Annotated in this window: 10 protein-coding genes and 2 pseudogenes; 5 read left to right on the top strand and 7 right to left on the bottom strand. The window is 70.9% G+C overall.

Annotation, left to right across the window (positions count from 1 at the left end; genetic code table 11):
• Positions 1 to 61: 61 nt before the first annotated feature.
• Entirely contained in the window at positions 62 to 2,824 is a 2,763-nt protein-coding gene (locus tag ABZ822_RS01160; protein WP_360845466.1) for a penicillin acylase family protein, read from the bottom strand.
• A 194-nt stretch (positions 2,825 to 3,018) separates the two neighbouring features.
• Between ABZ822_RS01160 and ABZ822_RS01165 the strand changes: the two genes are divergently transcribed.
• The 5 genes and pseudogenes from ABZ822_RS01165 (at position 3,019) to mscL (ending at position 8,763) form a co-directional block, all read left to right on the top strand.
• Positions 3,019 to 4,518: a potassium/proton antiporter gene (locus ABZ822_RS01165; RefSeq protein ID WP_360846906.1), complete on the top strand. Its 1,500-nt coding sequence runs from the start codon at positions 3,019 to 3,021 to the stop codon at positions 4,516 to 4,518.
• 325 nt (positions 4,519 to 4,843) lie between these two features.
• Positions 4,844 to 6,136 (top strand): annotated as a pseudogene (locus ABZ822_RS01170) (MFS transporter); the annotation flags it as partial.
• A 249-nt stretch (positions 6,137 to 6,385) separates the two neighbouring features.
• Positions 6,386 to 6,790 (top strand): FmdB family zinc ribbon protein, encoded by a 405-nt coding sequence (locus ABZ822_RS01175; protein ID WP_360845467.1) that lies wholly within the window; start codon positions 6,386 to 6,388, stop codon positions 6,788 to 6,790.
• 106 nt (positions 6,791 to 6,896) lie between these two features.
• Positions 6,897 to 7,745, top strand: coding sequence for an S-methyl-5'-thioadenosine phosphorylase (locus ABZ822_RS01180; protein WP_360845469.1), 849 nt, complete (start codon positions 6,897 to 6,899; stop codon positions 7,743 to 7,745).
• Positions 7,746 to 8,274: 529 nt separating this feature from the next.
• Complete coding sequence (mscL, locus tag ABZ822_RS01185; protein ID WP_360845471.1) at positions 8,275 to 8,763, top strand: large conductance mechanosensitive channel protein MscL; 489 nt, start codon at positions 8,275 to 8,277, stop codon at positions 8,761 to 8,763.
• A 64-nt stretch (positions 8,764 to 8,827) separates the two neighbouring features.
• On the opposite strand, the gene ABZ822_RS01190 is transcribed toward mscL, so the two are convergent.
• The 6 genes and pseudogenes from ABZ822_RS01190 to ABZ822_RS01215 form a co-directional block, all read right to left on the bottom strand.
• On the bottom strand, positions 8,828 to 9,028 hold the full coding sequence (locus ABZ822_RS01190) for a hypothetical protein (protein ID WP_360845473.1): 201 nt from the start codon (positions 9,026 to 9,028) through the stop codon (positions 8,828 to 8,830).
• 65 nt (positions 9,029 to 9,093) lie between these two features.
• A pseudogene (locus ABZ822_RS01195) lies at positions 9,094 to 9,345 on the bottom strand (hypothetical protein); the annotation flags it as partial.
• 2 nt (positions 9,346 to 9,347) lie between these two features.
• On the bottom strand, positions 9,348 to 9,968 hold the full coding sequence (locus tag ABZ822_RS01200; RefSeq protein ID WP_360845475.1) for a Rieske (2Fe-2S) protein: 621 nt from the start codon (positions 9,966 to 9,968) through the stop codon (positions 9,348 to 9,350).
• Positions 9,965 to 10,564 (bottom strand): 4Fe-4S dicluster domain-containing protein, encoded by a 600-nt coding sequence (locus ABZ822_RS01205; RefSeq protein ID WP_360845477.1) that lies wholly within the window; start codon positions 10,562 to 10,564, stop codon positions 9,965 to 9,967. Before ABZ822_RS01205 ends, ABZ822_RS01200 begins: the two co-directional genes overlap by 4 nt.
• 7 nt (positions 10,565 to 10,571) lie before the next feature.
• Entirely contained in the window at positions 10,572 to 12,755 is a 2,184-nt protein-coding gene (locus tag ABZ822_RS01210) for a molybdopterin oxidoreductase family protein (protein ID WP_360845479.1), read from the bottom strand.
• On the bottom strand, positions 12,752 to 13,762 hold the full coding sequence (locus ABZ822_RS01215) for an MFS transporter (RefSeq protein WP_360846908.1): 1,011 nt from the start codon (positions 13,760 to 13,762) through the stop codon (positions 12,752 to 12,754). The genes ABZ822_RS01210 and ABZ822_RS01215 overlap by 4 nt, the downstream gene beginning before the upstream one ends.
• Between the last annotated feature and the right edge of the window lie 23 nt (positions 13,763 to 13,785).

A 13,785-nucleotide genomic window follows, 5' to 3' on the forward strand; every position in this document is an offset into this window, starting at 1 on the left:
GGACCGCGGCCCCGCTCCCCCGGCGTCGGGGAGGGCGGGGCCGCGGTGCTGTCCGCAGGCGCTACGGCGTCAGCGCCAGTCGGTCCGAGGTCGTCTTCGTGACCTTCTCCTCGCTGAACGCCCAGGGCAGCAGCTCACCCTTGGCCCACTTCTCCGTCTGGTCGGTGTAGTGCGGGTGGTAGGCGTGGCCCGATGCTCCGGTGAGGTTGATCCAGCGGGACTTGTCCATGTCCCCCAGGTTCACGATCATCCGCATCGACGGCACCCAGATGACGTCGTACCCGCCGGCCGCGTTCCAGCCGGTGGCGTTGACCGCCGCCTCACCGCCGCCCAGGTTCCAGGGCCCCCGGTTCAGGACGTGCTGGACGATGCCGGGCCCGGCTGTGCCCAGGGTCTGGTTCTTCAGCGTGAGCTGGTGCAGGCGGCCCCAGCTCCAGGTGTCGATGTCCTTGCCGAGCTTGGCGGTGAGTTCGGCGCGGGCGTCGCGCATGGCGTGGGCGAGCAGCTCGTCACGGCTGCGGTCACCGGGGTTGCGGACCGTGCCGGAGGTCTTCCACCAGTCGTTGTTCTCGTCCTTGAGTATGCCGCGGACGACCTCGTACCAGCGGTCGCCGCCGTCGGGCTGCGCCTCGTCCGGGGCACGCTCGCCGCACTCGCGCACGGTCCGGGCGTTGCCGTCCAGATCCTCCAGCGGGCCGGCGTCGTCGGTGGGGCGCACCCGCAGGCACTGGCCCTTGACGCGCACCTCCTTCGGCAGCTTGTTGCCGAAGGCCAGCTTGAGGGTGTTGCGCCAGACGGCGTTGAAGTAGGCGGCGGGGGCGGAGTCCGCGTCCTGGGTGTAGGCCCAGCCCTCCAGGAGCTTCTGCGCCTCCCGGACGAACGGGTCCTTGACGTCGATCTTGAGGAGGTACGGCGTCAGCAGCTCGGCGATCTCGCTGCCGTTGTCGAGCTGTATCTTCTGCATGTCGTCCGTCGAGATCTTGCCGCCGTCCTTGATCTTCGACTGGATGCGGTCGTTGATCCGCTGGCTGCGCGCCCCGTAACCCCAGTCGTCGGTGAGGTGGTACGGGTAGGTGCGCTGATCTATGACAGCCTGGTTGGCGGTCACGATGTAGCCGCGCGAGGGGTTGTACTCCCAGGGGAGCGCGGACTGCGGGACATACCCCGTCCACTTGTAGCGGGAGTCCCAGCCGGGGGCGGGATAGCGGCCGTCCGCGGGGTGGCGCCCGTCGCCCTTGCCGCGCACCGGGATACGGCCAGGTGCCTGGTAGCCGATGTTGCCCGCGGCGTCGGCGTAGATGATGTTCTGCGAGGGGACGTCGAAGCCGGCGGCGGCCTTGCGGAAACTCGTCCAGTCCTTGGCGGCGTTCAGCCCGAAGAGCGCGTCCATCGACGTGCCGGGCGACAGTGCCGTCCAGCGCAGCGACACCGCGTAGCCGTTTCCGCGGTCGGGTGCGGCGTCGCGCACGGGTGCCTGTCTGCCCACCGTGCCGAGTTCGCTGTTCCGGTCGGAGACGATCGGGCCGTTCCCGGTGGTGCGGACCGTGATCTCGCGCGAGGCACCGCCGGCGACCTTGATGGTCTCCTTGCGGGTCTTGAACGGAAGCTGCTTGCCGTCGGAGAGATAACTGCTGCTGGTGACCTTCTCCAGATACAGGTCCGAGACATCGGCACCGAGGTTGGTGAAGCCCCAGGCGACGTCCTTGTTGTGGCCGATGACGACGCCGGGCATGCCCGAGAAGGTGTAGCCGGCGACGTCGAAGGTGCAGGACTCGCTGACGGTCCGGCAGTGCAGGCCCATCTGATACCAGAGCGAGGGCACCTGCGGTGCCAGGTGGGGGTCGTTGGCGAGCAGCGGTTTTCCGGTGGCGGTGTGCTTCCCTGAGACCACCCAGGAGTTGGAGCCGATGCCGCTGCCGCTCGGGCCGAGCAGGGCGGGGATGTCCTCCAGGGTCTTGGACAGGGACGACAGCTGGGTCGCCATGCCCTGGGACGCGCCGCCGAGTCCGCTCGCCCCGCCCGTGCCCGCGCCCGCGGCCGTGCCGGTGGCGGCGGCCTTGGGGTCGAACTTCTTCGTGGCGCCGTCGACGCTGCCGCTGCCGACGATCGGCCGGTTCCGGTCGTACGGGTAGCCCGGGTAGAGGTCCTCGATCTGCCGCGGGGTGAGGCGGCTGGACATCAGCGAACGGTCGATCTCCTCCTGCATGTTGCCGCGCAGGTCCCACGCCATGGCCTTGAGCCAGGCGACCGAGTCGACCGGGGTCCACTTCTCGGGGGTGTAGTCGTGGCTCATGTTGAGCGCGGAGTACTCGACGGAGAGGGCCGAGCCCTCATGGTCCGCCAGATAGGCGTTGACGCCCTCGGAGTACGCCTGGAGGTACTTCTTCGTGCGCGGCGACAGCTTGGTGTCGTACTCCTCCTGGGCCACCTTGCGCCAGCCCAGCGTGCGCAGGAAGGCGTCGGTCTCGACCTGCCCCTTCCCGAACATCTCGGACAGCCGGCCCGCCGTCATGTGCCGGCGGACGTCCATCTCCCAGAAGCGGTCCTGCGCCTGGACGAACCCCTGTGCGCGGAACAGGTCCTCGTCGGTGTCCGCGTAGATCTGCGGGATGCCGTTGCCGTCGCGCTTCACCTCGACGGGTCCGGAGAGGCCCTTGAGCTTGATCGAACCCGTGGTCTCCGGGAACGAGGCACGCACGGTGCTGACGCTCCAGTAGGTGCCGTAACCGAAGCCCGTCAGCAGCAGTAGCACGACTGCGATCACGAGGAGGCGGGCACGACGACCCTTCTTCTTGCCGGAAGGGCCTGTCTTGTTGGCGGGCATCGCTGTCCTTCGCGGGGCAGGTGAACCTGGGAGTGCTGGAGCAACCATAGGCGGAGCACCTGAGCCGTCCGTACGGGGAGTCGGAGCCCCGCACCAGCCCGCGTCAAGAACCGGTAAAATGTTAGGTAAGGCAATGAACTTCCGGTCGGCGAGCGGGAACGTTTCGGTCGAAAACGCGAGAAAGGGTCTGGCCCCTGACTGTCCACCACCTCAATGAACTCCTGCTGGTCTGCTCGATCCTTCTGCTCTTCGCGGTGGCGGCGGTCAGGATCTCCTCGCGCAGCGGGCTTCCCAGCCTGCTCATCTATCTGGGCATCGGCGTCGCGGTCGGCGTCGACGGCATCGGCATCGAGTTCGACGACGCCCAGCTGACCCAACTGCTCGGCTACTCCGCGCTGGTCGTGATCCTGGCCGAGGGCGGTCTGTCGACCAAGTGGCGCGAGGTGAAGCCCGCTCTGCCGCTCGCGGCGGTGCTGTCGACGGTCGGAGTCGCGGTGAGCGTGGGGATCACCGCGGCCGCCGGGCACTATCTCGTCGGGCTCGAGTGGCGCCAGGCCCTGATCATCGGCGCGGTGGTGTCCTCGACGGACGCGGCGGCGGTCTTCTCGGTACTCCGAAAGGTGCCGCTGCCGCCGAAGCTGACGGGTGCGCTCGAGGCCGAATCCGGCTTCAACGACGCCCCCGTGGTGATCCTGGTGGTGGCCTTCTCCAGCGTCGGGCCGATCGACCCGTGGTATCTGCTGCTGGGCAAGATCACGCTGGAGCTGGCGATCGGAGCGGCGATCGGCCTGGCGGTCGGCTGGCTCGGGGCGTACGGGCTCCGGCACGTCGCCCTTCCCGCCTCCGGCCTCTACCCGATCGCCGTGATGGCGATCGCCATCACCGCGTACGCCGCCGGGGCCCTCGCCCACGGCAGCGGGTTCCTCGCCGTCTACATCGCGGCCCTCATCCTGGGGAACGCCAAGCTGCCGCACTGGCCCGCCACCCGCGGCTTCGCAGAGGGCATCGGCTGGATCGCCCAGATCGGCATGTTCGTGCTGCTCGGACTGCTCGTCACCCCGCACGAGCTGGGCGACGACATCGTGCCCGCTCTGCTCGTCGGGCTGGTCCTCACACTGGTGGCGCGGCCGGTCTCGGTCCTGGTGAGCACGCTCCCCTTCCGCACCACCTGGGCGGAGCGCTCCCTGCTGTCGTGGGCGGGCCTGCGCGGCGCGGTGCCGATCGTGCTCGCCACGATCCCGATGGTCTACGACGTCGACGCCAGCAAGGACATCTTCAACATCGTCTTCGTGCTGGTGATCGTCTACACGCTGGTGCAGGGGCCGACCCTGCCCTGGGTCGCCGCCCATCTGCGGCTCGGCGAGGCGGAGACGACGGCGGACCTGGGCATCGAGTCCGCCCCGCTGGAACGCCTCGGCGGACACCTGCTGTCGTTCTCCGTCCCGAGGAAGTCCCGGATGCACGGCGTGGAGGTCGGCGAACTGCGGCTGCCGGCGGGCTCCGCGGTCACCCTCGTCGTACGGGAGGGCGAAAGCTTCGTCCCGGCGCCTGCGACCGTGCTGCGGCGGGGCGACGAACTGCTCGTCGTGGCCACGGACCGGGTGCGGGACGCGGCGGAGAAGCGGCTGCGGGCAGTGTCGATGGGCGGCAAGCTGGCGGGCTGGCTGGGCACGGGCGACAACGGTCGGCGGTAGCCGGGGAGTCGGCGCCCGGGTGCGTACGGGCCGGGGCTGCGAGGCCCCGGCCCCTATCGATCCCGTGCCGGCCGATCCCAGGAGGACGAGATGCGCGGTCACGCACATCACAGGGAAGCGGCCGCGTACACCTGTACTATGAAGAGGCACATGACGATCCACTCTGCCTGATGCAGAGCTGGCGCGACCGTTCGGCGGCCGCGGTCCTTCTTGCCTCCTTCTCGGCGCGGACCCGGTATCTACCCCGGTCCCGCGAGAGGACAGCTCTCGGCGCACTCCGTGGCTACGGCACACGTGCGTCACCAGGTGGCAGAAAGGCACGGCCGTGGGATCCGCGGTCTCGAGCACCACCACACCTTCCGTCAAGCGTCCCGGCTACGGGCAGTTGCTGCGCACACCCGGCGCATGGACGTTCCTGCTTCCCGGCTTCGCCGCACGGCAGCCCTTCGCGATGCTCACCATCAGCATCGTGCTGCTGCTCCGCCACACCACCGGCTCGTACGGCATCGCCGGTGCGGTCGCAGCCGTCTCCGGGGTCTCCATGGCCCTGTTCGCCCCGCAGGGAGGCAAACTCGCCGACCGGTACGGACAGAGCGCCGTTCTCGTACCCGGCGTCCTGATCCACGCGGCGTCGGGGGCGCTGCTGACGGCGCTCGCGCTGGCGCACGCTCCCCTGTGGGCGCTGTTCGCCGCCGCCGTACCGACCGGTGCCTCCATTCCGCAGATCGGCCCCATGGTGCGGGCCCGCTGGGCGTCCACGCTCGGCGGCGGCACCCCGGACGACTCCGGCAGCGCCCCCGGCACCAGTTGGGGACGGAACCCGCTGCTGACGACCGCGGCGGCCTTCGAATCCGTCACGGACGAATTGACGTTCGTGATCGGCCCCGTGCTCGCGACCGCGCTGTGCACCGGCGTGCACCCGGCCTCGGGCCTCATCGCGGAGGCCGCGCTCACACTCGTGGGCGGCCTGCTCTTCGCGGCCCAGCGGCGTACGGCACCGCCCGTGAACCGGCGGACGGCCGGAGCCGCCGGCAGCGAGCCGCCCACCTCCGCCCTCGCCGTACCGGGCGTGCGCGTGCTGGCCGTGGCCTTCCTCGGCATCGGGTCGGTCTTCGGCGGCATGCAGGTCGCGCTGACCGCCTTCGCCCAGGAGACCGGCCACCCGGGTCTGAACGGAGTGCTCTACGGCGTCTTCGCCGCGGGCAACATGCTCGCGGGCATCGCCTGCGGTGCCATCGCCTGGCGCACCTCGCCGCAGCGGCGGCTCGTGCTGTCGTACGCGGCGCTGGCGCTGGCGTGCTCGGTCCTCTGGGCGGCGCACTCGCCGCTGCTCCTGGGTGGTCTGGGGCTGCTGGCCGGGCTCTGCATCGCTCCGGCGCTGATCACCGGCTACACGCTGGTGGACGCGCTGGTGCCGGCGGCGTCCCGTACGGAGGCGTTCACCTGGCTGACCGGGTCCGTCGCCCTGGGGCAGGCCGCGGCGGTCACGGCCGCCGGGCAGCTGGCCGACGGTTTCGGCGCGAGCGCCGCGTTCACCGTGCCGCTGACCGGAACGGCACTGGCGCTGGTGACCGTGGTCGGGCTGCGGGGGCGGATCGCGCCCCGCGGGACGGGCCGGGTGGCGGCCGGAGCGGCGCCCTCTGCGTCATCGGCGCCCTCTGCGTCATCGGTGACGGCCGAAGCTGGTGCGCAGAAGGCGGGCGCGTCGGAAGCGGCTGCGCCGGAGGCTCGTGGAGCGGGCCGGGCCGCTGCCGCAGCGGCACGTGGGGTCGATCACCGTGTGCCCGTTGCGGTGGACTGAACCGGCGGAATGCTGCACTATATAGCGTCGTTAGCACTCATCGAGTGAGAGTGCCAGGAGGAGCAAGTGCCGACCTATCAGTACCAGTGCACCGAGTGCGGCGAGGGCCTCGAGGCGGTGCAGAAGTTCACCGACGACTCCCTCACCGAGTGCCCCAACTGCAAGGGGCGCCTGCGCAAGGTGTTCTCCGCGGTCGGTGTCGTGTTCAAGGGCTCCGGTTTCTACCGGACGGACAGCCGCGGTTCGTCCACCGGCTCGGCCGGTAACGGATCGAAGACCTCGTCCGGGTCGTCCTCGGAGTCGAAGAGCGACAGCAGCTCGTCCTCCTCGTCGACCTCGTCGTCCGGTTCGTCGTCGTCCGGTTCCTCGTCCTCGGGGTCTTCTTCGTCCTCGGGGTCCTCGTCGTCCTCGTCGTCCTCGTCGTCCTCGTCGTCCTCGTCGTCCTCGGCGAAGTCGGGCAGCGCGGCCTGAGACGTCACGGCGACCGGCGCCGTCACCGACTCGTACCGGACCCCCCTCCCCTCATGTTCAGGGGAGGGGGGTCCGGCGTGTGAGAGGGGCCCATAGGGTGGGGCCCATGGTCGAGACGAGCACCTCCCAGGCGGACATCGGAGTCATCGGCGGGTCGGGGTTCTACTCCTTCCTCGACGACGTGACCGAGGTCACGGTCGACACCCCCTACGGGCCGCCGAGCGACTCACTCTTCCTCGGCGAGGTCTCGGGCCGCCGGGTCGCCTTCCTCCCCCGCCACGGCCGCAAGCACCACCTCCCGCCGCACCGCATCAACTACCGCGCCAACCTGTGGGCGCTGCGCTCGCTCGGCGTGCGCCAGGTGCTGGGGCCGTGCGCGGTGGGCGGCCTGCGGACCGAGTACGGGCCGGGCACGCTGCTCGTACCGGACCAGCTCGTGGACCGCACCAAGGGGCGCACCCAGACCTTCTACGACGGCGAGGCGCTGCCCGACGGCCGTGTGCCGAACGTGGTGCATGTCGCCTTCGCCGACCCGTACTGCCCGGTGGGGCGGGAGGCCGCGCTGACCGCGGCACGCGGACACGGCTGGGAGGCGGTGGACGGCGGGACGCTCGTGGTCATCGAGGGGCCGCGCTTCTCGACCCGCGCGGAGTCGCAGTGGCACGCCGCCCAGGGCTGGTCGGTCGTCGGCATGACGGGACACCCGGAGGCGATCCTCGCGCGTGAACTCGGGCTGTGCTACTCGACGATGACGCTGGTCACGGACCTCGACGCGGGTGCGGAGACGGGTGAGGGCGTCTCGATGGCCGAGGTGATGCGGGTGTTCGGGGAGAACGTGGCACGGCTGCGGTCCGTCCTCTTCGACGCGGTGAAGGGGCTGCCGGCGGCGGAGGAGCGCGCCTGTCTGTGTGCGACGGCGCTGGACGGCATGGACACCGGGCTCGAGCTTCCGTAGCGGTCTCTCGGTGTAGCGGTCTCACGGCGGCGCCCTCTCGTGTCGGAGGCCGAGGCCGGTCGGCGCGCATGTCGGCGGTGGAAGCCGGTCGTGCTCGTGAGGGTGACGAAGTTTTCCACAGTCGCGGGGCCGTCCACAGGGCTCAGCGGGGTCGGGCGAGAACGAGCAGGGTGAGTGCGGAACGAGAGCGACACGGCTCTCTCCGGCGCTTCGGCGACCCCGCTCTCCACGACAGGTGGTGTCCTGCCCATGTCACGCATCGTCAGCCACATCGGTCACGCACTTCCCACGCCCGCGCCTCGTTCCGTCCCTCTGTTCGCGCCCGTGCGATCGGGCGGCCGTCGACATCGCCTGCTCAGAGCGGTGCGGAGGCGCCGTCGCGGCCTGGCGTTCCTGCTGGCGGCCGTGGCGGCGACGGCGGCTGCCGTGGCCACTTCCGACGGACGGGATTGGACAGCACTCGCCCTGCCTGTCGTAGATTGCGGAGCCGTCCGTTCCATCGATCGTGTGCGCAGAGAGAGGCTCCGAGGTGAGCGAGGAGAACAAGGGCATCCTGGAGGGCTTCAAGCAGTTCCTGATGCGCGGGAACGTGGTGGAGCTCGCGGTCGCGGTGGTCATCGGAGCGGCCTTCACGAACATCGTGAACAGCGTCGTGAAGGGCTTCATCAATCCGGTCCTGGGCGCCATCGGGTCCACGAACCTCGACCACTACTCGCTGTGTCTGAGCGACACGTGCGTGAAGAACGCCTCGGGCGAGGTCACCGACGGGCTCTATTTCCTCTGGGGCTCCGTGCTCAGCGCCACGATCACGTTCCTCATGACGGCGGCGGTCGTCTACTTCCTCATGATCCTGCCGATGAACCGGTACAAGGAGCGGCAGGCGGCCAAGGCCCCCATCGACGCCTCAGCGGCCCAAGTGACCGAGATCGAGCTGCTGACCGAGATCCGGGACCTTCTGGCGGCGCAGCGGGACGGCACGGCTCCGGGCCGTCTGCCCACGCAGAAGCAGCAGCCCTGATCCCAGCCGCGGGAGAGCGGCGAGGAGTACCGAGAGGACGGGTGTCCCGCCGCCCGCCTGACGGTCAGCCGTGGTGCGGGGGCTTCTCGTCGAGGAAGCGGGCCAGGTCGGCGGCGCTGTCGCCGCCCGAGGGGCGATCGCCCCAGCCCTGGTCGGTGTCGTCCGTGGAGGGCCGGGCCAGCGGATCGTCGAAGTCCAGCCTGGCCGCCAGAGCGGCGGCGCCCTCGGCGGACTCGGGCCGTTCGGGCGTGGGGACGGTGCTCATGCGTCCAGGGTACGGGGATGGTGGCGGCGGCCTTCCTGGCAGGTGGCCGAGCGGTGGGGTCCCGCTCAGCGGTCCTGGGGATCCAGCAGCCACAGCACGAGGACGACGGCGAACGACAGCCCGAGAAAGCCCGTACACCACCAAGCGGTGCGCGCGCTGCCCTGCATCCAGGCGTCGACAGCCACGGACAGCGCCCAGAGCTGTCCGACGACCACGGCGAGGGCCAGGGCGAGCCGGCCCGACAGCCGGGTGGAGCGCCCTGGTTGCCGCTGGGTGTCCGAGCCCATGCCGGGGCCGCTGTGCCGAACGCGCGGGTCGGTCACACCGATTCACTCCCCACCGGGGGCGCTTCGGGACAGCCGATCTCGCGGGCCGTGTCCGGGTAGTTCTTGAGCAGCTGGCGGCACAGCCCTTCCTCGATCGTCTCGCCGGAGCGTGCGCTGCCGATGGCCCAGATGCTGCCGTCCAGTTGCTCGACGACCGCGATCTTCGGCAGGCCGCGCGGGGGAGGCCCGGCGACGACCTCTCCGGTGCGGGCGTCGAAGACGCCGTCGTGGCACGGGCAGTACAACTCGCCGTCGGCTTGCGGCTTTTCGCGCCAGAGCACCCCGCAGGCCATGTGGGTGCAGACGGCGGAGTAGCCCACGAGGGATCCGTCGACGAGCCGTACGGCGACGGCGCGGTCGTCCGCTCCGGGATACCGGAAGGCGACGGCCTGCCCGACGGCGAGGCGTGCGGCGATGCGCTGCGGCCCCGGGGATTCGTCCGCGTCGGCCTCCCGGTTCAGCATGCCTCCGGCGACGCCCACTCCGCCCAGGGTGAGGCCGCCGGAGACGACGGCCAGGATGCGCAGATAGTCGCGCCGGGTGGTCGGGGGTGCGGCAGCGGAAGGACCGGGCGGGGCTTCCGGCCGGTCGTCCGTCTCCTCCGTCAGGCTCATCGCACGTCCACTCCGTTCACCTCGACGACCGGGAGCCCGGCGGGCACCGGCCACTGCACCTTGTCGGCGGGCACGACCGTCGCCACGCCCGTTCTGACCGTCGCGTCGCCGAAGGCGAACGAGTCGGCGACCTGGACGCCGGGGCGTGCGGCATACAGGTCGTCGAGCGTTCCGTAGAACAGGGCGCCCGTGGGGCAGACGGTGGCGCACAGAGGGTCGAGTTCCTGGGCGGTGCGGTCGTGGCACAGGTCGCATTTCATGGGGACCTTCGTGCGGAGGTCGATCTCCGTGGCCCCGAAGGGGCAGGCGTTCACGCAGTCCGAGCATCCGATGCAGCGGGTGACGTCGGTCTGCTGCACCACGCCGTCCGGGGTGATGCGCAGCGCGTCGGCCGGGCACACCTGGACGCACGGCGCCGCCGGGTCCTCGCAATGCATGCACAACGTGGGAAAGGAGGCGGTGTTGTGGCCCTCGTCGGGCTGGTCGATGTGCACGAGCGCGGTGCCGCGGTGGGAGTCGCACTGACGGCAGGCGGAGACACAGGCTCCGCAGCCGGTGCAGCGCTCCGGGTCGATGAAGAGTGTCCTGCCCATCATCGTCGGCTCAGCCCCTCTCGTCCGTGGTGGAGTTCCCGGGACCCACGAGCGGGTTCGCGGGCCGTACGGCGTCGGGGGGCGGGAGCGGGCCGGGCACCTCGTCGGCGGACTCTCCGCGTTCGATGCGGCAGGCGCACAGCTTGTAGGCCGGGACGTGGGACTGCGGGTCCCACGCGCCGGTCGTCAGGGCGTTCGCGGCCGCGGGGAACGGCCAGTGGTTCGGCACGAACACCGTGTCGGGCCGGATGGCCTCGGTGACGACGGCGGGCAGGACGACCGTGCCGCGCCGGGTGACGACGCGGACGGGGTCGCCGGTGCGGTAGCCGTGCGACGGGTGCAACTCGGCCCAGGGGTGGGGGGATTGCTCGGTGAGTCCGGGGAAGCGCCGTGTGTGGTTGCCGGTGAGATAGTGCGCGCCGGTGCGTCCGGTGGTGAGGGAGAGGGGGTACTGCTCGTCGGACGGTTCGGGGGGCTCATGCCACTCGACGGGCTGCAGATGGAAGGTGCCGTCGGGGTGGTGACTGCGGCCGTCCTCGAAGAGCCGCGGGGTTCCGGGGTGATCGGTGGAGGGGCAGGGCCAGGCGATACCCCCGGTCTCCGCCAGCCGTTCGTAGGTGATGCCGGAGCAGTCGTAGGGCGTGCCGGCGGAGGCGGCCCGCAGTTCGTCGAAGACCTCGCGCGCGCCGGCGAAGGCGAACGCGTGGCCCGAGCCGAGCCGCAGGGCGAGCTGGCACAGCACCCAGATGTCGGTCCGCACCCCGGGCGGGGGGTTCTGCGCCTTGTTGTGCTTGACCACGCGGGCCTCGGCGTTGGCCATGACGCCCTCGTCCTCGGCCCAGGAGGCGACGGGCAGGACGACATGGGCGTCGGCGGCGGTCTCGGAGAGGAAGACGTCGCACTGGACGTGGAAGTCGAGGGCGTCGAAGGCGTCCTTGGCGGACGCACGATGAGGGAGGGAGGCGAGAGGGTTGGTGGCGACACCGATCAGGCCGCGGATCTCTCCGCGCCGCATCAGGCGGGCCATGTCCGCCATCGAGGCCCCGGCACTGGGCAGTTGGGACGGGTCGACGCCCCAGAGACGGGCGATCTGCGCCCGGTGCTCCGGGTCGGTGACGGACCGGCCGCCGGGGAGTGTGTCGGCGTGCAGGCCCTGCTCCCGGCCGCCCGAAGCATTGGCCTGGCCAGCCAGGGTGCCGTACCCGGCGCCGGGTCGGCCGATGTTGCCGGTGGCGACGCACAGGTTGATGAGGGACAGGCAGTTGCCGACGCCGTGCGTCTGGTGCTGGAGACCGCGCGCATGCCACGCCATGGCGTTCCGGGCCCGGCCGAAGACCCGCCCGACCTGCTCCACCTGCGCGACGGAGATGCCGCAGATCACGGCGGCACGTTCCGGCGGGTACGCCGCGGCGGTCTTCCGTACCTCCTCCCAGCCGGTGGTGTGTGCGGCGAGGAAGGCGCGGTCGGTCAGACCGTCCCGAACGGCCACGTGCAGCACGGAGTTGAAGAAGGCGGCGTCGGTGCCGGGACGGAGGGCGACGTGAATGTCCGCGGTGCGGGCGACGGCGGTCTCGCGCGGGTCGACGACGATCAGCGTCGCCCCTCGGTCCCGGGCGCCCCAGACGTACTGCATCACGACGGGGAAGCACTCTCCGGTGTTCGAGCCCGCGAGGAGGAGGCAGTCGGACTCCAGCATGTCGGCGAAGGGGTTGGCGGCCCGGTCGATGCCGAAGGCCAGGTCGGCGGCCATGCTCGTGGCCGCGGAGCCCAGCCTGCCGTTCCCGTCGACGTGCCGGGTCCTCAGGGCCACGCGGGCGAACTTGCCGAGGAGGTAGGCCTTTTCACACGTCAGGCTTCCGCCGCCGAGCACACCGACGGCGTCGGGACCGTGGGCCGTGTGGATGCGCCGCAGTTCGGAGGCGGTGTGGTCCAGGGCCTCTTCCCAGGTGGCCCGGCGGAAGGGCTCACTGCGCGTGCGCCGGATCAGCGGTGTGGTGAGCCGGTCGGGATGGCCCAGTTGCTGGTGGGCGTCAATGCCTTTGGAGCAGAGCCGTTTGCGGTTGATGTCGTGGTCGCGGGGTTCGATGCCGAAGACCGTGCCGCGCCGGTCCACCCGGAGATACAGGCCGCACTGCACGCCGCAGTAGCCGCAGTGGGTGGGCACGCGCGTCTCACCGGTGCCGGGCGTCGTCATGTGGCGCCCTTCTTCGACCCGGCGAAGTACGCGCCGCCGCGCAACCGCCGTTTGCAGCGCGGGCAGTACGCGGTCCACTCCTCCAAGGGGAGGTCCAGATCGCCCATCGTGGTGCGGAGGTTGGAGGCGGCGGGCTCGGTGCCGAGGGGTTCCTCGCAGCCCTGGCAGGTGCGGACCTCCCCGGACCGCCGGGCGCGGTCCCCCATGAGCCGGGCACCGGCCGAGGCGGGGCGCTGCACGATGTGGAAGAACTTCCCGAACGGCAGGCAGATGAGGGTGAAGACCACGGAGACCATGTGGAGGACCGCCAGGAACGCATAGCCGCGGCCGCCCAGGAAGAGCGAGGAGAAGGTGAGGAGCAGCCCCGTCACGGCGATCACGATCAGGGCGAGCAGCGGCAACATGTCGTACGCGAAGTTCTGGCCGGTGACGCCGCCCCGGTTGCGCATCCGGAGCCAGAGGAAGTACCCGGCGCCCGCGATGACGAGGACGGCGGCCAGGTCCAGGACGTGGAACAGCGCCCATCCCAGGACGTTGAGCGCGTCGAAGCCGATCACCTCGAATCCCCAGATCCGCAGCTCGTACCCCGGGCCGGCGGGGCTGGCCGCGGTGAAGGACACCCATCCCCAGGTCATCGGGAAGGTGATGAGAGCGGCGAGCAGACAGCCCCAGACGATGAGCTGGTGCGCGATCCAGCGGGTGCGCGAGCCCGCGCCCGGGGGCGTTCTGAATCCGAGTTGGACGGCGAGGGTCCGGGCCAGGGCCCTCGGAGCCGCGCGCAGTCCGGCCTTGGAGAACAGGGAATGCCGGCCCTGCCGGCGAAGGTTGCGGGGGGCGGGTGCCGAGAGGCGGACCGTACAGCGGTACGCGACACCGAAGGCGAGGAAGACGGTCGCGACGGCGTAGGGCAGCAGAGCGGAGTCGAAGGTCCGGAGGTAGCGGCTGCCGAACACGATGGCCAGGACGAGCAGCAGGGAGACGGCGGTGGCCACGGAGGTCGCCCGCAGCGCGGTGGGGGACGGCGCCGCTG

It is taken from the genome of Streptomyces sp. NPDC047108 (assembly GCF_040643575.1).
Classification (GTDB): Bacteria; Actinomycetota; Actinomycetes; order Streptomycetales; family Streptomycetaceae; genus Streptomyces.